This is a genomic window from Candidatus Poriferisodalis sp. (genome assembly GCF_965203655.1).
Lineage (GTDB): Bacteria > Actinomycetota > Acidimicrobiia > Acidimicrobiales > Poriferisodalaceae > Poriferisodalis.
Genome location: NZ_CBDBDD010000009.1, coordinates 833436 through 854535 on the forward strand (window position 1 = coordinate 833436; position 21100 = coordinate 854535).

Consider the following 21100-nt stretch of genomic DNA (forward strand, 5'->3'; position numbering starts at 1 on the left):
ATGGGGAAGATGATCGTCGGCACGCTGGTCGACACTGGCGAGCCGTATGGAATCGGACGAGTCGCTGCGATCGACTCAGAATGTGCGAAAGTGCAGTTCTTCAAGGGTCCTTCGCAGCATCCCTATGTATATCAATCGATTGAATGGACAGCCATAGAGCCGGCATCACTGACGCCTCATACTCGAGTGTATTTACGTGACGGCGCCAGATGGAAGTTCGGACGCATCGACAGTGAACATCCCGACAGAGATGGACGATACGCAATTAGCTTTCCGAGGCAGGAGGGGGCCATCCTCTCGGTCGAAGACTTCGAAGTGCGTTGGCTGCTGCCTGTCGATGATCCATTCGAATGGCTCGCAGTCCTGGGTGGCGACAATCCCGTCACCTACAGATCGCGGGTAGACCTCATTGCTCAGTGGCAGCGCCAGTCCGCCGCGGCACGCGGGGTCGAGGACCTGTTTCTGTCGTCTGCGGAGTTGCATGACCATCAGATGACGGTGGTACGGACGGTGTCCGCTGACACGACTCGGCGCTACCTCTTGGCCGACGAAGTCGGCTTGGGCAAGACCATCGAAGCGGGTGCGCTGATCGCGCGTTGCGTGCGTGCTGATCCATGTCAGTCCGTGTTGATTCTCGCTCCGGAGCACCTGCGCGAACAGTGGGCGAGCGAACTGAGCAGCAAGTTCCATCTTGACGTTGCTCTTCGCAGCACCGTGATGATCAGAGCCCACGATGACTGGAGTACATGGCCGCGCAGCGGCGTTCACATGCTCGTTGTCGATGAAGCGCATCGCCTAACTCGCCAAGTTGGCGGCTCGGGGGAACGATTCAATCGCATGCGAGCATTGGCTTATGGCGCCGCATCGGTGCTGCTGCTGTCAGCTACGCCGGTGAGGTCGAACGAGGCTGCATTCCTCGACCTACTGAACCTGCTGGACCCAGGGAACTACTCGCTTGACGACAGCGAGTCGTTTGTTCAGAGGGTGCGACTGCGAGATCAGGTTGCGCTGATGTACCAGGCGCTGACATACGAACTAGACAGTTTCGAAGTCTCGTTGTATGCCGAGCAATTGACAAAGATGCTCCCGCACGATGCCGCGCTGGGTTCACTGGCGCAACACGCCGTCGAGTGTGCCGACGACGAGCGCTCACCTGCAGTGCGACGCCTCCGCGACCATCTGTCGCAGACCTACCGATTGCATCACCGTCTGCTGCGCACGAGGCGTTCGCGCAAAATTGAAGAGCACTTTGAAGTACGCGGACGCTGGTGCGCCGAATCCTTCGTACTCGAGGTACCGGATGAGACCGGCCGGTTGCGCGGCAGTTTGGCGGACGGATTCCGCATCTTCTTGGCGGAACAGGCAGAGTCCGGCCTGATCGATGAGGCTCAGGCCGTAGCAGCGTTCGCACGGATGGCTGAGGCTTGCGGTTCGCCGCCGACGGCATTGCTGGAACTCGCTGATTCGGCGCGATCCCCCATGCAGGCATCGTCAGATTCGCTGTTGGGCACGTGGCTCTCTACTCAAGGAGATCACTGGCGGCGAGAACTTCAGGCCTATGAGCCTGCAGTGATTGATCGCCTCGCCGTGGCGTTGGACCGTCTGGCCATCTCTAAAGACCGCGGCAAAGTCGTGGCGGTCTCCTCATTCTCATCGGTCGCCAACGCTGTCGCGGATGCCCTCGTGCATCGTCGTGGGGAACACCGCGTAGCGACGCATCTTGATCACCAGTCGCGCGCCGAGCAGTTCGAGGCAGTGGAGCGGTGGAGGTCACAACCGCATTGCCGGGTGCTCGTATGCGACTCCAGCGCCGAGGAGGGCATCAACCTCCAGACAGCGAGCGTCGTCGTTCATTTGGACTTGCCGTGGGAGGCCTTTCGAGTAGAGCAACGCATCGGGCGATGTGACCGGTTCGTCACCGTCGATGATCTGCCGGTGGAGTCGGTGGTGGTGATGTACGGCGAGCAGGCCTTGGCCCGGAACTGGTTGGTGCATCTGCGTGATGTGTGCGCCGTTTTTGATCGATCGGTGTCATCGCTCCAGTACGCGCTAGCGGATGAGGAAGCGTCGATGCTGCAGCGAGTACTGGGCGATGGTGCCAATGCGCTGACCACAGACGTGTCAGAGCGCAAGCAGGCGCTGGCGGAGGAGTCTCGGCGCATCGCCGCGCATGACTCACTCGATGCTGCCGTCGGCGAGCACGATCAAGTGAACAAGCGGGTTCGTTCAGCGGATGCGGACCGAACGATGGCGTCTGCGCTGACGACATGGCTCGAGGGAGTCGGCGCACGGTTGACGAAGCCCCACGAAGGCACGCTCCGCATTGCCCGCAAACCACGGCTGCAGGTGCCTTTCGAGTTAGAGCGGGCAATAGCGCAGTGGTACGAGGAAGAACTGGCCCTGACGCGGGCGGCTGCAGTGCGTCACCACCGCCCAATCGTGCGAGCGGGCCATCGCCTGCTGGACGCCATTGCCGAGCATCTGCAGTGCACCGACCGGGGCATAGCGTTCGCGTTCTGGCGGCCGGCGAGTGGAGTCTGGCCTCCGGTACCGCTGTTGCGAACCGATTTCCTCGTCCGAGCTGGGGATAACGCCCGATTGAGGGACGTGGCGACCGAGGTTGGCCTAGTGAATTGGTTGACAGCGACCGTCGAAGCGGCGATGCCGCCGGTCGCGGAAAGTGTGGTGGTGCGACTGGGCGGTACCGAGATGACAGACGCAGAAGGTACGCGCCCATTCAGCCACACGCGGGGCGATCGCAATCTGATGTCGGATCCCGAGCGGTTTGCGGCGCTGACTGCCCACCTCGACTGGGGCACGATCTGTTCAAGGGGCCTTGAACACGCGAGAGCTGTGCTGCAGCAGCGTTCGACCTTCAGCGAGGTACCCATCGTCGCGGCTGCTGCAATGTCGGAGGCAGTCGAGGATCGGTTAACGGTGCTGCGTGCCCGATTTGCAGCAGGCCACAGCGGCGCGGCCAGTCAATGTGCCGGCTTCGAGCGACTGGCCTCCGCGGTACCGGAACGACTTGAGGTCGTCGGCGATGTATTGGGATGTGGCGTGATGCTCTGCGGTGATGCAGCCAGAATGCGATCTGCCGGTGCATAGCCTCGCTGCAGCTCAGGAGGCGCTCGACCGGTGGTCTGACCAGACTGACGCTGAACCCTCGGAACGGCTTTCGAGCGCTCTTGCGGGAATCACGACAGGTCGGACAGGATCAGCGGATATAGCTGTGTTGTTGCGCCAGGTGCTGCGTTGTGATGATGTGAACCGAACTGCGGCACTCGATAGCTCACTTGGGGCGGTCGAAGGCCTTCCGGCAGCACGCGCATGGCTCGACGTGCCACGCAGTCTGACCTTTGGGCAGGAGTTCGACTGGTCGCTCTTCGGGCTGAGCGCGTCGTACTCGCAGCCCAACGAAAGGACGCGCATCTGGGCCGAGCCGTGGTCACCCGTCTGGCTGGACGGAGCATCCGAGCACCCAGTCGACCACGAAGTCTCAGGCGCAGCGCAGGTCCGACTCGACGAGTCGGTACGCGCCGACCCTTTCCTGCAACTGCTCGACAGTGACTTCAAGACCTACCGCTCACCCGGGCAGCGGAACGCGGTACGCAGCGCTCTGGTAGCGCCACCTGGGAGCACCTTGGTCGTGAACCTGCCCACGGGAGGTGGCAAGACGCTGGCATTGCTGGCGCCCGCGGTGCATGCGGCGCAACGCGGTCAGACATCGGCGGTTGTGGTGCCAACGGTGGCGCTCGCGCTCGACCAACAGCATCGCTACGAGCAGCAGCACCCTTCGGCACCGCCCACGGCGTACTACGGCGATCTGCCTCCTCAGGACAAGCGGGCGTTCCGGGACCGGTTGCGCAACGGTGACCAACCAATTCTGTTCACGAATCCTGAAGCGCTGGTGACATCGTTGGCAGACGCGCTCATCGGCCTGGCCCAAGGCGGTCGGCTCGCTGTGCTCGCGGTGGACGAAGCGCACATCGTGGCGTCCTGGGGAGACGACTTCCGCCCGCATTTCCAGTTGCTCGCAGGCTTGCGGAACCGCCTCGTTAAAGAAGCCCAGGCAGGCGGCCATCCACCGGCGCGAACGGTGCTTGCCAGTGCCACCATCACCGAGTCGACTTTGCGCCTGTTGGAGTCGCTGTTTGGACAGCCAGGCCCGTTCCTGCAGGTCGCAGCACCGGTCGTGCGGGCCGAACCCGTCTATTGGGCAGCACGGACTGCGTCGGCAAGTGCCCGTACCGACCGTGTGCTGGAAGCTCTGCGGCACCTGCCTCGCCCAGCGATCGTCTACACCACCTTGCGGGACGAGGGCGCCGCACGGCCGGGGGCACTGACGCCTCGCCGTCTAGAGAGACTCAGTCTGCAGCACGGCTTCAAGCGCACGGCTGTGGTGGACGGTGGGTCGCCATCGTCTCACCGTGAGCACGTGTTGCGAGCCCTACGCGACGATTCGCCGGAACCGGCATCCGTCGATGTGGTGTTCGCCACATCGGCGTTCGGCTTAGGAATCGATATTCCTGACATCCGTACGGTGGTGCATGCGTGCATGCCGGAGACATTGGACCGGTACTACCAAGAGGTAGGGCGCGGCGGGCGTGACGGCCGTCCGGTGGTGTCCTTGGTATTGCCTACCGAGGCTGACCGCGAAGTGGGTGCACGAATGGCGTCACCGAACATCTTGACTGTCGAGAAGGCTCGCGACAGATGGAACAAGATGGCGGCCGCGGCGGTTTCGCGCGACAACAACGTGCTGCGAGTACCCACGACGGCCGTGCCTGGCAATGTGTCGAAGCACAGCGACTACAACGAGTCATGGAATCTTGCGGCGCTGAGCATGATGGTGCGAGCGGGTGCGCTGGAATGGGAATTCAGTGCCGTCGACACTGCCGGTGGCGAGGACGGGAAGACTGGCCAAGCGCAGGGTTGGTTGCCGGTCCAGTTGTTGCGCGGCGACCATCAAACCGACGGCTTCTGGCAGGTCACCGTGGAGACGATTCGGCAGGAGCGGCTGTCAGTAGGACGTGATGGATGGGCCGGCCTCGTGGCGGCGTTGTCGGGCGATCACTGCACAGGCGAGTTGATTGCGAGGAACTACACCATCGAGTCACCGGACGAACTGGCCACGGCGTGCGGTTGGAGTTGCGGCAGGTGTCTTTCTTGCCGGCGCACCGGGCGTCGCCATACGCCGCCGACATCGCCAATTGCTCGGGCGATCCGCATCCGCCATCCGGGTTCGAGACTGAGAGATCTGGCGTCGCCCGGACGATATGGTCCTCGGCTGATCGTATGGGCTGATTCTGCCGAGCTTGAGTCGCCACGCAAGCTCAGGCGGATTGTCGGGAGACTGGCTACCGCAGCGGGCATCGGCCTGGCCGTAGTGCCAACTGGCCGCGCCGACGAGTTGGCCGACGCCGTCTCGCAGGTGTCGTCAACTCAGTGGCCTGTGGCGGTCAGCACAGACGACGACTTTGAGCCGCTGTGGGAAGTCGGCGTGCCGACGCTGCTCGTTTGCGACAACGAGGCCGTGCCTCAATCTTGGTTGGATGGGAGCGGGCGGTCCGACCTGTACATGGTGCTCGGCCGCCGGAACGCGCGGGCTGGGCAAACCGGTTTGCGGTTGCACGAGTGTGACGGCGCGCGCTCGGTGTCAGAGATAGAACGGCTGCTGTAGGAGGCGAGAGCGTGGCCCTGCTGAACCCCCCCGAACTGCGCGTGAGCGTCTTGGTCATCATCACTGGATATTTGGCAGCCTGTCGCGGGCAACGTGAGCAGCAGGACCGGTTGCTGGATGTATTGGCACCGACTGGCCTGTCGAAGGATGGCAAGCACCAGAACGATGTCGCAGTCAACCTGTCCTGTGCGCGCGAGTTGGGCCTTGTCACCATCGAGGGCGACGACGTTCAGTTGATGCCTGAGGTGCGCAAGCCGGCGGGCGACAGCGCGCAGGCGATGGCCTCGTATATTCGCCGCAGCGTATTGGCGCCGGAACTCAACACGGCCGAGTGGGGCAGCCAGAAAGGTGCCCGTGACCTGACAAACGCATTGGCTTGGTTTCTGCAGTTTCCCGCCTCAGCCGCACCAACAGGCTATGAGGGCGGGAAACGCGACGCCGCCGACTTGCAGACAACTGATTTCGGCAGGCGTCACGCTGCTGGCCGTGACGCTGATGATGAAGAGGGCGATGGCGCGGCCGGTTGGCCCATCGCCAACGACACGCGATGGCGGACGTTTCGCCGTTGGTCCTGCGCGCTTGGCTTCTGCTGGCTATCGCCTTCGGGCGACCTGATACCGGACCCGACGCGTGCGGTACGCGATGTGCTTCCGGACGTCTTCGAGGGGGCGAAGGTGCTCGACGGCCCGGCGTTCGTTCACGCGCTGGGTCGGTGTCTCCCGGTAATGGAGACTGGCGAGTACAGGAAATTCGTCAATGCCCATCGAGCTGACCCGCCTGAGGGCGATGGGCGGCTCAGCTTCGCCACTACCGAAGTCTTGAAGCGGCTCGGAACCGAGGGTCGTATCCGATTGGAGGATCACGCTGACACAGAGAAGCTGACGCTGTCTGACGGCACGACCGTGTCGCACGTCAGCTTGGAAGCCATGTCGTGAGCGATTTCGTCAATTTCGTTTGCTGGTCGGACGCCGCTGTCTTGGCGTCTGCGCCGCGGGACGCCGCATCGCTTCTACCGGGCCACTTTCGGGCTGTCCATCACCCTCTGCGGGCTAGGCGCGGGCGGATCGAATTGGGAAGGGAGCCAGAAGGCCTACTAGTCGAGGAGCATGAGGTGGTCGATGCGCTGCGCAGCGCCATCGGCCCGGACGGCTATCGGCTCATCCCGATCGTCGGTGGATCTGGCACTGGCAAGTCGCACCTGGTCCGCTGGGTGTACGAGCAGACGCGTGACACTTCCGAGTGGGAAACCCGTTATCTCCCAAAGAATCAGACCAGCATTCGGCGCGTAGTGGACTTGGTGATAACGGGGATGCACGGGCCGACAATTGACGCAGCGCGTGAGGCATTGGAGTTGGCGCCTGCACATTCCGAGAGTGACGAGACGCTCGGGCAGCGGCTGCTGGATGAGCTCGCGTTGATCGTCGCAGAGGAACCGACTGGTCAAACCGATCCAGATCGGCACGATGCCCAGCTGCGAGACAAACTTCGTGCAACCCTGCCAGACATATTTCACGACCCGATAGTCCGGCAGCGCTTCACTTCCCCGGGTGCCGTCATCCCGCGCTTGATCGGACTCGCGCAAAGCGGGCGACAAGATGACGACGGCCTCGACGACGATGCCGTGCATATTGCGGGAAGCGATCTGCCATTAACGTTTGACGATATCGGCGATGTAACTCCTAGGGCGAGAAACACGCTCTTGAGCATGAGCAACATTCCTGATATGCGCCGCGTGGCATTAGAGATCATCAATGATGCGTTGCCGCAGGCCGTCAAGCGAGTGTTCCTGTCGAACAGTATTGATCTTGTTGCGGTATTCCGGGACATTCGCCGCGAGATACGAAAACAAGGCAAAGAACTAGTGCTGTTCATCGAAGATCTTACGGTGTTGCACGGTGTCGAACGAGAGTTTCTCGACGCGATAGTGGAGTCGGCGTCGTCTGCTGGCGGGGAACTCTGCAACTTGAGAGTTCTCTTTGCCATTACTCGGGGTCACTTTGACAACCTTGACACTGTGCGCACGCGATGCGATGACGCATACTGGTTGGATTCCACATACGGAACTGATGGAATCGAACCGGATGAAGTCCTCTCGTTCTTGGGTCGCTACCTTAATGCATGTCGAATAGATCCTCAGAAGCTGGAGGCTGATTGGGCACGGCACACTGATGCTGTTCCACTGGAGAACGCATGTCATACATGCGACCACCATGAGACGTGCCACGCTGGTTTTGGGGCGAGCAGCGAGGGTTATGGGTTGTACCCATTTAATCAGGTTGCCGTCGACCGACTCGTCGATTGTCTCTCGACGTTGCGATTTGATCCTCGCCAAGTAGTCAAAATGATGATCGAGAAACTCCTCCCGCTGAGCATGGTAGAACTCGAGTCGGCGTCGTTTCCCTCGGAAGAACTCTTGACGGAATTCGACAGCAGCAGCATTCCAGTGCGTCCAGAAATCGTAGAACGCCTGCGGTCTGAGTATGGTGGTGAAGCCGAAAGACGTGCCACGCTACTGCGCTACTGGGCCAAAGATCGCCTCGATATTGAGTCAATGGTGCTCGAGGCTTTCGGCATGGCGCCGTCACCAAGTAAGCCAGAAATGGGTGGCAAGCGGCGGAATACGGTCCAGAATCACGCGAGTGAGCAACCCACTAACCGTAGCCGGTCAGAGAAACCTACTATGGTAGCATTCGAGGAACGACTGAAGCCGAACAGGCAGCGTGCATTTCGCGAGTTAGAGGCTTGGACCGGCCAACAGAAGGATCTCAGTCTTCGAGTTACCAATGACCTGAAGAAGTTTATTCATCGCGCTGTCTTGGATACGATTGATTTGGACGAAACTCCACTTCACCTCGGTGGTGAACTGGTCGATAGGCACTTCAAGCCTGATCGTGCCATCCATATCGAGGGAACGTTGACTGCGCAAGGCGACCCAGCGGAGGCGATCATTAAGGTGAGACGCGACGCTGCGACGGCGGTCGCAATCTCTGGACTGATCGTTCATGGCGCAGGTCTCCAAGCGGACGACCCGTACGACGACGAGCGCCGCCGCGCGTTGGCACAACACCTTGAAGAGTGGACTGAGAGCACGACTTCTGCGCTATACAGCATCGCGGCACTGGAGTCATCCGTAGCTGTCGAGGGCCTCGTGGTGGCATCGCTCGTGCTCGGCACCTGTGCTGGCGCTCAACGACCAAGTGATTACTTGAGTCTCATGTTTTGCAAACCGATGGAGTTCACCGATCGTGACCATCGTTCGCCCGAGTGGGCGGAGGCAGTCGCCAAAGCTGAAGAAGAATTCTTGAGGCTGCGGCCAATGGCAGAGGCATATTTTGGCGAATCTCGTGGAACGACAGGTGCGGTCCGGGCATTGCGAGCAGATCAAATGTTGCCGCACGTCCAGAAAGTTGTGGAACGACTCGACGGCGAAGACATGGCTTCACCGGATGCAGCTGTTGTCCGCCTTCTTCGCGCAGCCAGTCGCGCGGTCGAGGTGGAGTGGCAACGCCTGTGCGACGATGTGAAGGGTGCCGCGCCAATGCTTGAGGGCGGCCAGACATTTGAGCAACAGTCGGAAGCAGTGAAAGAACTCCATGCCGCAGCGCTGCGAGCAGGTCGCTTCGAGGATCTTGACACTTTGGCCGACATCGGGACGCTCAACGCCGGGTCCGACCGAGTGTTGCGTTCACTTCGCGATACCACCAAAGCGATTAATGCCGAGTGCACTTTCACAAAACGCATCCAGATCCTCTCCGGCGAGAAGCCGAGAGACGTGAGTGTCGCACACCAGTTTGTCAAGCGAGCGGTAGGCATGATGGACACCATTGAGAGGAATCTGTCTGCACGATCAACTGAAACAGGTGCTTCCGACGGTCTGGTAACGACCGTTGCGGCCATCGAACAAGAACTGACGAGCCTGCTCAATGCCGCTAGCGATGTTACGCGATGAACATCTATGAGCGTGCTGGCTCGCTGAAACTACGTGTTGATACTTCGCAGCGCGACGACCAACATTTGGAATTGCAGCACCAGGCTTCGGAACTGCTGTCGCAACTGCGTGACCGTATTGCTTTCCTCAAAATGCTTGTGACGCTGAGCGATGTGCTCGGGCTGGATGAACGGCCGAGGTTGAACGCGACGCACCTGCGCAAAGCGGTCGGCGGCTTCAGATCCGCACTGACGCAGTACAACGCAGCAGCAGTGCAGCAACAAGCTGCTGTGACCCTGCTCAGATCGACAGAGAAGACTGAGGATCGGCTCGCGAGGTGGGCACAATCGGCGTGGAAGACAGCTTTTGAGGATATGTCGGCGCTGATCGGCGAGGACGGCCTGCAGGGCTTGGCCGGGCCTCCGGTCAAGGTAACCCGAGCGAGGCGCATTGCGTCTCAGATCCAGACTGCAATCGGCAGGAACCCGATGCGTGATCTCGGATCGATACAGACAGGACTCGAAGCTGATGGCCTTGAGGCTTGCGTGGTGCGGCTACGGGAACTCGGCGGTGAACTGCGATCACTGCTCGAAGAACTGAAGCGAGCGCAAGCGGAGTTGCCGCCCCAAGTGCAGATGGTGCTCGAACGAGCGGCTTCCGAGGACGGCTTTCCCTTGGAAGACTTGACTGAGGAAATGCTGATCTCATTGCGACAGGCGGCCGTGCTGGGCGAATTCGTGGTCCGTCGGTACTGATGAGGCAGTGCAGATGACCAGTGAGCGCTTGTTGGCCCTTCTTGGCGAACTGGAGGCCAGTGAGTTGCCGCTGCTGTCGTGGGGCGTGACGACCGGATCGCTGGCTGAGGATGAACTGCTCAACTTGCTCGAGAAGTTCGATCCCTCCGTTGATCCCGAGGATCTTCTCGACGAGTTGGAACGCTCAGGCTTGGTGTTCGGACAGGGGATGATCCGTACGCAATATCGCACGCGCATGGCTGAGACTGTGCGCTTGGCCGCCAGTTTGCGACAGTGGTTCCACGGACGCGACTGGCGCAACGCGCCGAGCCTCGTGTCGGATCTGAGGTTCTTGTCTCGTGCCCGGTCGGTGCCGAGACGCGAACTCAGTGTGGACAGCGCTGTGAGCCGACTGGCTGGTCGGCTCGCAGATGATTGGCGACCTGAGCATGAACGAGTCGTCCGGGCGATCTTCGGCAATCGCCACGCGTCGGAATTTCAACTGGAGGCGGCCGAGGGGCTCTTGGCACGCGCCGGTCGGCGCGGGGGCACCTGTATTGCTGCTGGTACGGGCGCTGGCAAGACGTTGGCGTTCTATGTGCCCGCACTCGCACATATGGTTGCCAACCCTCGACCCGTCGGTGTGCCGCGCGTCGTTGCCATCTATCCGCGTGTGGAGTTGCTGCGTGACCAGTTGCGCGCATGCTTGGAGACCATCGCTGCACTCGATGAGTCAGACGCGGGGCAGATAAACGTCGGGGTGCTCTACGGCGCAACTCCTGACGGCCGCGACGATGCGCGGCGGAACCCTAGACGACAGTGGAAAACTCGCGAGGGCGCCTTGGTGGCACCGTTCTTGAAGTGCCTCCGTGACGGCTGCGACGGCGAACTTGTGTGGCCCGAGACGGACAAGCGGGGCCGTTTGCTCCGCTGTGTCAAGTGTTCGGCTGACGTGACACGTCTGGTGTTCACTCGCAACGAACTTCAATCACAGCCTCCGGAAATCCTGTTCACCACCACGGAGATGGTCAACAGGAACCTTGGCGATACCCGCCGCCGCAAGCTGTTCGTGGGAGATGCGCGCCGCTCACCGGATTTCGTGTTGCTGGACGAAATGCACACCTACTCCAGCACCCATGGCGCACAAGTGGCAAACCTGATCCGGCGCTGGCTTGCAGCGATGGAGGATCCCGGACATGTCGTTGGCCTGTCGGCCACGCTGGCCGATCCCGCCGGCTTCTTCTCTGAGCTCATCGGGGCTGAGGCAGGCAATGTCCACGTCGTGCGCCCGGCCGAGGATCAGATGCAGGAGGCGGGGCGCGAGTACCTGTTGGCGCTGCGAGGTGACCCCGCATCGCAGACAGCGCTGCTGTCCACGACGATTCAAGTCACGATGCTGCTGCGCCGAATGCTTGACCACTCGCCCGGGCAGCCGAGTTCGGGCGCGTTCGGCTCGCGCGTTTTCGTCTTCACCGACCATCTCGATGTGGTCAATCGCCTGTATTCGCAGTTGACCGATGCTGAGGGCTGGACCGCGAATGGCGTTGACCGCAAGGCTCGCGGCAGCTTGGCGCTGCTGCGATCAAGCGAAGGCGCAGACGGCGGCCGCTACGACGAAGGCCAGATGTGGTCGGCGGCGGAGGCACTCAAGACGCTCGACAAGTTGGTGCGGGTGGGGCGAACCACCTCGCAGGACTCCGGGGTGGACCAGGACAGCGATGTCGTAGTGGCGACGGCGTCGCTGGAGGTCGGTTTCGACGACCCTGAAGTGGGTGCCGTGATACAGCACAAGGCACCTCGCGATGGTGCACAGTTCCTGCAACGTCGCGGACGGGCCGGACGCGACCCGTCAATGCGCCCGTGGACTGCCGTGGTGCTGTCGGACTACGGACGGGACCGTCTGGCCTTCGAGTCCTACGAGGCGCTGTTCGACCCTCGACTTGAGTCGGTGCGTCTGCCGCTGCGAAACCGTGTCATCCTCAAGATGCAGGCCACCTGGTGGCTGCTGGACCATCTGTCGATGGCCTGCGGCGGCGTGGCCATCCGCAACCTGCTCAAGCATGGGCCTAGCGCTTCGAAAGCCAGCCAGGCAGAGCGAGTGCTTCGCGAGGCACGCGATCTCCTGAAGCCAGAGCGAATCGAGCAGATGGGCAGAGAACTGGGCCGCGCCCTGCGCTTGGATGACGTCGAGGTGCAAGCGGTGCTGTGGGATCACCCCCGCGCGATTGTCACGACCGTGCTGCCCACGATCATTCGGCGCCTTCAGGCTGCACTCCATCCCGCTGGCGACACGCACGGCCGGCAAGGGACCGATCCGATGAACGACTTCTTGCCGCAAGCGTTGTTCTCGAAGCTCCAGACACCGGAGGTGCAACTGCGGCGACGAGAAGAGAACGGGGAATCAAGCGAGGTCGACACCGTGCCGATCGCGCAGGCGATGCGAGAGCACGCACCTGGACGGGTGAGTTATCGCTACGCACTGCGGGGCCGCTTCCAGCGCCTGTGGGTCAAGCCGCCTCCGCCCGCGGAACGCTCATTGGCCGTTGAGGACTTCTGCGACGACTGGCTTGAGGTGGGTGACGCGCCGGGCGTGAAGCACGTGATCGTGCAGCCGCGGGAGATCGCTTTGGTGGCACCTGCGGGCAACACACCTGACACCGCCTACGGACGTTGGCACTGGAAGGTGGCATTTCAGGCCCACGGAACTCCCGCGGTGCTCGACATGCCCGAAGGGAATCAATGGGCACAGCATGTCACTCGAGTGGAAGCGCATACTCACCGTGGTCGCTCGCCGTTGACCGTCTGGCGATACGGGTGCACATTCGAAGTCGAGCGACGAGACGCCACCCAGGTTGCTCCCACTGAGCATTCAGTCACCGTCGACGGCAGTGATGCCGCGGTCGGGTTCGCCATGGATGTGGACGCCGTTCGAGTGAGGCTTCGGCTGCCATCTGAGATGCCGCATGGCGGCGACCTTGGGCTTGATCGGGCGCTCCGCACCGCATACTTCGAGCACTTGGTATGCACAGACCCAGCCATCATTGCCGGTGCACCGTCTGTGTTTCTCCGGAAATGGCTGGTGCAGTTGGCTGTATCAGCGGTGGTAACTGCGAGCGCGGGCGGTGGCCCGGCCGAGCTTCGCCTGCCACAGGCGCAGCAACTTCGATCATCGATGGCAGAAGCGGCGCGTTCGGTATTCGGCGCTGTCTATGCCCCGGAGTACTCGGATTCCGATGACGAATCAGCCGCAGGCTGGACTGAGAACGGCACTGATTCGGTGGACAATGCGCCGCGCTTGGTCGCCGATGTCGAATCGGCGCTCGATGATGCCGAGCTGCTGGCACGACTGTGCCAACACCTCGCAGCGCTCGCTCGACCGGTGCCTGCCACCGCTCTGACTTGGGTACAGGGCCGGTTCGCATCCACAGTGGCTGCCGGACTCATCGAAGCGATGCAGGCGACATGCCCAGACCTCGATGTGGAAGACCTGCGGCCTGATCTGGACCTTGAGTCGGGGCGGGCCGATGAACCGATTGCCGAGATCACCATCTCCGAGGATCAGCCCGGCGGCACTGGGGTCATCGAAGCGGTGGTGGATCGCATCAACGAGGACCCGCGCAGCTTCTGGGCGGTGGTCTCGAGCATCCTGGGGCCGAGTGAAGGTGAGCGCGTGGACTCGAATCTGCGGCTCTTTCTCGAAGAACGGCGCCGAGGCGGGTTCCGAGAGGAGATTGGCAGCGTCCGCAGCGCCGACGGTCTCCGGTCGGTGACTGAGGCATGGGCACGTCTGCGGTCGGCGCTCTTCGCGCACGGCATCGATGTCGACCAGTCGACCCTAGGGGCGCTGGCAACGCGGCTACTGCGCCCCGGCAGTGACGAAGCGGTGGAACGCCTGTGCACGGACCTTCTGGAGAGGTGGGATCGTCTTGAGTCGGACCTCGGGATCGAGATCGAGCTACGAGTATTCGCCTTCTTGGCGGCTCAGCAGCGCAACGTTCGGGTCGCGCTCGCCGCGATTGTCACCGGAGGCTCCGATGGCGACGACTGGGCCGTAGGCCAATTGGTGGGGCTGTTGTGGCCACGCGGTGGACGGCTTCGCTCCGCCAGCCTCGCGGCGTACAGCCCTTACGCGGAACTGCCCTCGACCGAGCGTCTGCTGGTGGAGCATTTGGTGGTGGTACCGCCACCAGCAGTCGATTTCGACGAGGAATCATGGCGAGATCGGCTGGATGGCCACCTGCGGAAGCTTGGCGCCGCCGTGGTGCACTGTGCCGACGATCAAGGTGCGTCGCAGACCATCGGTCAGTTGATGGCGGCGCCGACGGTGGTCGGCGTGCTCGAGTTCTATCCGCGGGTGGTGGGAGTCGAGCGCTCGGCCGCCGGTGTGCGGCTGATGGTGGACCTGCGGGAGGCGCAGCAATGACCGTCAGGAGCATGAGAACCGCTGCGTTCGCGTCGCGCGAGGAACTGGCGGACGCACTCGCGAGCCTCTTTGTGGCGGAGCTGCTGCTGCCCAGTCGTCCGCTGTGGATCGTGACGCCTTGGATTTCCGACGTCCGGTTGATTGACAACCGCTCCGGGCGGTTCCGCGGTCTGGTGCCGACGATGGCCAAGCGATGGCTGCGGCTTGGTGAAGTGCTTGAGCTTCACTTGGCCCGGGGCGGCGGGGTAGTGGTGGCGTGCCGACCGGATGTACACAACTTGGCGTTCGTGGATCAGATCCGCGGCAGGGCGCAGAGCATCGGGGCCGAGCGACAGCTGCGAGTCCGCGAGTCAGCCGAGTTGCACGAGAAGGGAATACTTGCCGACGAGGTGCTGCTGAGCGGATCGATGAACCTCACCTACAACGGCCTGCGACGTCTTGAGGAATCGGTCCACCTGAACCGCGATCCCGACACGGTCGCTCGCACGCGCGCCGCCTATAAGCAGCGCTGGGGCGAGCCGCAATGGACATAAGCAGCGACGTAGCAGCGTTCTACCGGCCGCCCAATGAGGTGGATCTCGCTGCGCTCTCCGAGGAATCGGCTGGCTTGGTGCGGACGCTCGCAGCGAGGTTGGCTGCTGGCAAGCGAACGCTGCTTCCAGCGATGGCCGCAGGGAAGACCCGCTGGTACGGACTGGCGCCAGACTCACGGGAGGGTCGACTGCTGGCCGAAGAGGTACAGGCGTGGCTTGCGCCACCGGTCGGAAACAGCGCAATTCGGGTGGGACCCGGCGGCGATGCTCTGGACGAGGCCGCTTGCCGTGCCGCGCCGGACGGCGTGTGCCTGAGGATCGATGTCGAGTCGACCTGGCGCAGCGAAGCTCGCACCAACGTCCGTTCGATGCTTGACGTGTGGCAATCCGCGCCGGAACGCGGGATGGATGTGCCACGTCCCGTGGGGCGCGTATTGCGAGACTTTTTCGCGGCCCTGGGGGCGCGTGACAGGACGGCTGCGCAGGCTGCGATTGACGAGATCAGGACGCGGAGTCTGCTCTCGGCAGCCAACGTGAGGTTCCTGCGAGTTCACCTCATCGGGACGCTCGGTTCGCCGCTTGAGATGCGTGACGACCCTGATCTGAAAGACATTGCGAAGTTCCGGCGCCCACCTGCGGTTACAGGGCACCTGGCGCGGGCCGCCGATGCGCTGTTCATTGCCCCAAGGCTGAGCGGCGACGTGGCAACCGTGGTGGATTGGGCGAAGGTCGCCGGCGTTGTCGAGGACGAATGGCCAGGGCTTGTCTCGCACCCCAGCCAGGTCGACTCGGTGGCCGCAGCGCGTTGCTTGGCGTTGTCTGAGTCGCTGGCGGCAGAACCCCGACATGCCGTGTGTCAGGCCTTGGAGGCCGAGTGGAATGCCGATCCCGTCGTCGCAGCAGTCTTGGCTCGCCTCCCCAGTGTCGCGTCCACGCCGGCCCAAGCGACGATTGCGGGGCTCTGCCAGCGTGGTGACTTCGAGGCTGCATTGGATCTTGCTGGCGGCGCATCTCTGAAGGACAAGGATGCGGTCTCGGTCCTGCATGCCGCGTTCAATCTGGGAGATGCGCAGTCGGCGGCACGAGCTGTCGCCCTGGTGGACGGGCTGGACGGCGCGGAGCGACACTTGCTGCTTGACCGTGCCGTGGAGCGGAACCTGTACCAGCAACTGGTGGACATCAACGCTGGCCAGCATGTACCTCGCGACTGGACCGACTGGCTGACAGGCGACTGGCCCGACCGGCCCGACGTGTTGAGCGAGTGGGCCGCGGGCTGGGACCGAACTTCCATGCTGGACGAAGGCTGGGCCGACGGCATGGTGCTGGCTTTGGTGGACGCTCTCGCGGGTGATCAGCGCGGCCGGACCCGCAACGGACTTCCGATTCTGGTCGAGTGGCTCTGTGACCCGGATGGTCTGCTGCCCGGAGCTGTGGGGCCGGCCGTCACCGTCCTGGACGTAATGCTGGAAGGCGACGGCGGTCGCAGCGAGCGGCGTGCTGGGTTGCGGCTGGCTGAAGAGATTCTGCGTGCCGGTTGCGCAGCAGGCGAATTCGCCGATATTGCGACAGCGCTCGACCAGGTGCTCTCGGCTCTCGGAAGCCGGGAAGCCGACTGGCTGATTGAGTCGCTGGATGTCTTGCTCTTCTCGACCGTGCCGGACGAGGTGCCTCGACGCGATCTGGTGGCGGCTGCGCACAGCGTTGCCGTGCAGTGGTTCGACCGCCTGACGGGAACCCAAACGATCCTGCTGGCAAAGCTGTTCACAGCGGCGGGACTGGACTTCCCGGTGCCGCCGTCTGACCCCGTCAGCGGCGAAGGCCGCCGCCGCCAGCATCCATTCCGTCGTGTTGGGATCTACTCACTGGCGGAGTCGGCGGCGATGCGAGCGCGCCAGTGGATTGAGGAGCAATGGCCTGGTACCAACGTCACGCTTGCGCATGACCACGTCAACAGCGACCGACTCGAAGCCATGGCCCGCAACTGCGATGTGGTCGTTGTGCAAACCAGTCATGCGAAGCACGCGGCCGTCGCAGCGCTGGAGACAGCGGCAGGCCCGGGCGACAAGCTGTTGAGGGTGAACGGCCGAGGGGCGACATCGCTCGTGCGGGGCCTCCTTGAGCGCGCTGCAGACGCTGTCTGAACACTCCTACGCATTTGCAGTGCGGGCCAACGCTCGGCGAGCACACGTTCGAGCTGCACACCGAGATGCTCGCCTACGACGGCGACCGCATCGCCGAGATGGCCGTAGCCGAACTGTTGGAGTAGCAGTGGTCACATTGCCGCTCGCGCGCTCAGTGGCGTGGAAACGGCCACTGTCGATGTGGGCTTGCTGATGGTTGTTAATTGAAATTTACTGGAATTCACTGTTGGCGCTGCCGTATGGTTCGCAGCATGCCGAACGACCCGACGGACCCTGATCTGATGTTCGATACGCACGCGCTGAGTGGCGGCGTCCATGCGAGCGACGTGCGCGTCTGGCACACGCCGCACGAGTTCACTCTCGACTTTCTCTCGCATTGGGCCCACCCGATTCGCGGCGCCGACTCTCAGCTTGTCGCCGCCCGAGTGAAGATTCCGCCCACTGCTATGTTCGATATCGTTCGGATGCTCTCAAACGGTGTCGGCGACTACGAGGCGGAGCACGGCCAACTGAGCCCATCGCCAACGGAGGCATCATGACCACCGAGCCCAACGAGCCGAGCCGGTCGAGATTCCCGCGACGATTCCCAAAACGCACGCCGCGCTTCGTGACGGTGCCCGCCTCAGAGCTCACACCAATTCGCGCAACGCCGCCCACTCGTGAAGAGTTCGATGCTCTCATGCAGGAGATCGAGGAACGGGCCCAGCGGTACGAGCGCGATCGAGAACTCCTGCGAGAGTTCTGGGCGCAACGAGACTCCGAATCCGAATAACACTGCGCGTCCGTGCTGAAATGTGCGGATGCCTGACGCCCCGAGTGATTCTGCGACCGCCTCGATGCTGAGCCCGTTCCGGGTGCTGGACCTGACCGACGAGCGGGGCCACCTGTGTGGGGCCATCCTCGCCCAGATGGGTGCCGATGTCATCGCGGTGGAGCCGCCCGAGGGTTCGTCTGCCCGGCGGCTGGCGCCGTTTGCCGGCGATGTCGAGGGCCCCGAGCGTTCACTGCATCACTGGGCTTACAACCGGGGCAAGCGCAGCGTGGTGCTGGACCTGGCGACCGACGATGGCGCAGCCACGCTGCGGGATCTAGCGGCGGCGGCCGACATCCTGATCGAATCGGCCGGCCCGGGCCAGATGGAGGCCCTGGGGCTGGGCTACGGCACCTTGTCGGAGATCAATCCCGAGCTGGTGTACGTGTCGATCTCGCCGTTCGGCTCCGACGGACCCAAGGCCGACTGGGCTGTCTCGGATCTGACGTTGCAGGCCTCAGCGGTGAACATGGCGATGACCGGCGATTCCGACCGGGCACCGGTGCGCACCGGGGGTCTGTTCCCGCAGGCGTTCCACAATGCGGCCTCCGAGGCTGCGGGCGCTGCGCTGATCGCCCTGTGGGAGCGCCAGACGGTTTCGGGTCTCGGCCAGCACGTGGACATGTCGGCCCAGCAGAGCATGAACCAGGCATGCCAGTCGTACGCGCTCTCCACACCGCTGGGCGCGACGCCGCCGACCCGCCACGCCGGCGGGGTGCTGGTGGAGGGTCTGCATGTGCAGCTGATGTGGCCGTGCAAGGACGGGCATGCGTCGGTGACGTTCCTGTTCGGGCCGGGCTTCCGTGCCTTCACGCAGAGCCTCATGGACTGGGTGTGCGAGGAGGGCTTCTGCGACGAGGCCACCCGCGACAAGAACTGGACCGAGTACGCCATGATGCTGCTCGACGGCCGCGAGCCGATCTCGGAGTACGAGCGGCTGAAGCAGGTCCTGCACGACTTCTTCGCCACCAAGACCAAGGCCGAGCTGCTGGATGCGGCCATGAGCCGGCGGGTGCTGATCACCCCGGTGTGGACGGCCGACGAGGTGGTGAACTCGCACCAGCTGGCCGCCCGTGACTACTGGGAGACCATCGCCCAGGATCTGGATGACGGCGACGGCGGCCCGTCCGAGGTGCGCTACCCGGGCCGCTATGCGCGCTTCAGTGCTACGCCGATGCAACCGCTCGGTCCGCCGCCGAAGCTGGGCCAGCACACCGACGAGATACTGACCGAGCTGGACGTTGCCGATGCCGCACCGGCACGGGCGCGGCCCCGAATCGAGGCCACCGGCGCTGACGTCAGCGCCCAGACGGCCTCGACCGCACGACCTCTCGAGAACGTCAAGGTGCTCGATTTCATGTGGGCGATGGCAGGGCCCGCAGCGGCGCGGGTGCTGGCCGACTACGGCGCCGACATCATCCGGGTGGAGTCCGAAACCCGCTTGGAGGTTGCCCGCTCGCTGCAGCCATTCCGTGACGACATCGGCGACCCGGAGTACTCGGCGCTCTACAACAACATGAATGCCGGCAAGCGGGGCATCTGCCTGGACATGTCCAAGCCGGCCGCGTTAGACGTCATCTGGGATCTCATCGACTGGGCCGACGTGATCGTGGAGTCGTTCTCGCCGAAGGGCATGGCCGGCTTCGGGATGGGCTGGGAGCAGGTGCGCGAGCGCCGGCCCGACGTGATCATGGCGTCGAGCTGCCTGATGGGCCAGACCGGGCCGCTGGCGATGCTGGCTGGCTTCGGAACGATGGCCGCAGCGATCTCGGGCTTCTTCTACCCAGTGGGCTGGCCGGATCGGGCGCCGTGCGGGCCGTTCGGCGCCTACACCGACTACACCTCGCCCCGCTGGCTGGTGGCCGCAGTGATGGGAGCGCTGGAGCACCGGCGCCGCACCGGTGAGGGCCAGTACATCGACATGTCCCAGGCCGAGTCGGCGCTGCACCTGTTGGCGCCGGCGGTGCTCGACCGCACGGTGAACGGCCGGGTGGCGCACCGGGTGGGCAACCGCGACCGGCACATCGCGCCCCAGGGCGTCTACCAGACTGCCGCCAGCGATCAGTTCCACGCTGTCGTGCCCGACGACAGCTGGATTGCGATCTCATGCGTCGACAACACCCAGTGGCAGTCACTGGCTGCACTGATGGGCCGCGGCGACTTGGGCGATCTGAGCTTGGCGGAGCGCCATGCGCGCCACGATGAGCTCGACGAGATCATCGCCGGGTGGGCCCGAGGACAGGACGGCGTGGCGCTGATGCACCGCCTGCAGGACGTCGGCGTGGCCGCGCACATTGTGCAGAACTCGCCGGAGTACACCGTCGATCCGCAGGTGATCCACCGGGGCCAGCAGGTGGAGGTTCCGCACGCCAAGCAGGGCACCACCATCGTGGACGCCTCCCGCTTCGCGCTGTCTCGCACCCCAGCGCAGGTGACCTACGGCGGCCCGACGCTCGGCGAGCACACCTTCGACATCCTCACCGAGGTGCTCGGCTACGACAGCGACCGCATAGCCGAACTCGCCGTCGCCGAGTTGCTTGCATAACGATCGAGGTGCTGGGGTGCGTCATGGGCACGGACTCGGGCTCGCCGCCCGATGTCGCTGCCTAGCTGTAGCCCTATATCGACACCGTGCATAAGTATATCTACAGCTAGCTAACGTCGCCCGATGTCGGCACGCAGCTCGGCCGCCTCGTCGAGTTGCTCCCCGAACTCCGCTGGTGTGGATCTTGAGCTACAGGCATTTCCGCACATCGGCTCACCGATTTACGCACCTGAGCCAGCGGAAGCGTGGTAGGTTGCGTTCGTTAGTGGTTCGTCGTTGATTTGGTTGGGGCGCGTAGTGTT

The 21100-nt window shown here is 63.3% G+C and carries 11 protein-coding genes; all 11 read left to right on the forward strand.

Annotation, left to right across the window (positions count from 1 at the left end; all coding sequences use genetic code 11):
• Nucleotides 1-9 precede the first annotated feature (9 nt).
• Nucleotides 10-3108 (forward strand): protein DpdE, encoded by a 3099-nt coding sequence (dpdE, locus tag ACOGW9_RS15155; RefSeq protein ID WP_419913101.1) that lies wholly within the window; start codon nucleotides 10-12, stop codon nucleotides 3106-3108.
• Entirely contained in the window at nucleotides 3077-5683 is a 2607-nt protein-coding gene (gene dpdF, locus ACOGW9_RS15160) for a protein DpdF (RefSeq protein WP_419912718.1), read from the forward strand. The genes dpdE and dpdF overlap by 32 nt, the downstream gene beginning before the upstream one ends.
• Before the next feature lie 11 nt (nucleotides 5684-5694).
• Nucleotides 5695-6618 carry a protein DpdG gene (gene dpdG / locus ACOGW9_RS15165; RefSeq protein ID WP_419912720.1) on the forward strand — a complete coding sequence of 308 codons (924 nt, stop codon included), beginning with the start codon at nucleotides 5695-5697 and terminating at the stop codon, nucleotides 6616-6618.
• Complete coding sequence (dpdH, locus tag ACOGW9_RS15170) at nucleotides 6615-9632, forward strand: protein DpdH (RefSeq protein WP_419912722.1); 3018 nt, start codon at nucleotides 6615-6617, stop codon at nucleotides 9630-9632. Before dpdG ends, dpdH begins: the two co-directional genes overlap by 4 nt.
• Nucleotides 9629-10366: a hypothetical protein gene (locus ACOGW9_RS15175; RefSeq protein ID WP_419912724.1), complete on the forward strand. Its 738-nt coding sequence runs from the start codon at nucleotides 9629-9631 to the stop codon at nucleotides 10364-10366. The genes dpdH and ACOGW9_RS15175 overlap by 4 nt, the downstream gene beginning before the upstream one ends.
• 13 nt (nucleotides 10367-10379) lie before the next feature.
• Nucleotides 10380-14768: a protein DpdJ gene (gene dpdJ / locus ACOGW9_RS15180; protein WP_419912726.1), complete on the forward strand. Its 4389-nt coding sequence runs from the start codon at nucleotides 10380-10382 to the stop codon at nucleotides 14766-14768.
• A gap of 11 nt (nucleotides 14769-14779) precedes the next feature.
• Complete coding sequence (dpdK, locus tag ACOGW9_RS15185) at nucleotides 14780-15301, forward strand: phospholipase D-like domain-containing protein DpdK (protein ID WP_419912728.1); 522 nt, start codon at nucleotides 14780-14782, stop codon at nucleotides 15299-15301.
• Nucleotides 15292-17442, forward strand: a complete 2151-nt coding sequence (dpdD, locus tag ACOGW9_RS15190; protein WP_419912730.1) for a protein DpdD — start codon at nucleotides 15292-15294, stop codon at nucleotides 17440-17442. The genes dpdK and dpdD overlap by 10 nt, the downstream gene beginning before the upstream one ends.
• Nucleotides 17443-17693: 251 nt before the next feature.
• The gene (locus ACOGW9_RS15195; protein WP_419912732.1) at nucleotides 17694-17981 is read left to right on the forward strand and encodes a DUF3467 domain-containing protein; all 288 of its coding nucleotides are present in this window, start codon (nucleotides 17694-17696) and stop codon (nucleotides 17979-17981) included.
• Nucleotides 17978-18214 (forward strand): hypothetical protein, encoded by a 237-nt coding sequence (locus tag ACOGW9_RS15200; protein ID WP_419912734.1) that lies wholly within the window; start codon nucleotides 17978-17980, stop codon nucleotides 18212-18214. The genes ACOGW9_RS15195 and ACOGW9_RS15200 overlap by 4 nt, the downstream gene beginning before the upstream one ends.
• A gap of 28 nt (nucleotides 18215-18242) precedes the next feature.
• On the forward strand, nucleotides 18243-20798 hold the full coding sequence (locus ACOGW9_RS15205; protein WP_419912736.1) for a CaiB/BaiF CoA transferase family protein: 2556 nt from the start codon (nucleotides 18243-18245) through the stop codon (nucleotides 20796-20798).
• The last annotated feature ends 302 nt before the right edge of the window (nucleotides 20799-21100 follow it).

Bases quoted from the DNA above. Each gene is read 5' to 3' on its own strand.
- dpdD (WP_419912730.1), top strand. From the start codon at position 15,292: ATGGACATAAGCAGCGACGTAGCAGCGTTCTACCGGCCGCCCAATGAG.
- dpdF (WP_419912718.1), top strand. From the start codon at position 3,077: ATGCAGCCAGAATGCGATCTGCCGGTGCATAGCCTCGCTGCAGCTCAG.
- ACOGW9_RS15205 (WP_419912736.1), top strand. From the start codon at position 18,243: ATGCCTGACGCCCCGAGTGATTCTGCGACCGCCTCGATGCTGAGCCCG.
- ACOGW9_RS15195 (WP_419912732.1), top strand. From the start codon at position 17,694: ATGCCGAACGACCCGACGGACCCTGATCTGATGTTCGATACGCACGCG.
- dpdE (WP_419913101.1), top strand. From the start codon at position 10: ATGATCGTCGGCACGCTGGTCGACACTGGCGAGCCGTATGGAATCGGA.
- ACOGW9_RS15175 (WP_419912724.1), top strand. From the start codon at position 9,629: ATGAACATCTATGAGCGTGCTGGCTCGCTGAAACTACGTGTTGATACT.
- ACOGW9_RS15200 (WP_419912734.1), top strand. From the start codon at position 17,978: ATGACCACCGAGCCCAACGAGCCGAGCCGGTCGAGATTCCCGCGACGA.
- dpdK (WP_419912728.1), top strand. From the start codon at position 14,780: ATGAGAACCGCTGCGTTCGCGTCGCGCGAGGAACTGGCGGACGCACTC.
- dpdJ (WP_419912726.1), top strand. From the start codon at position 10,380: ATGACCAGTGAGCGCTTGTTGGCCCTTCTTGGCGAACTGGAGGCCAGT.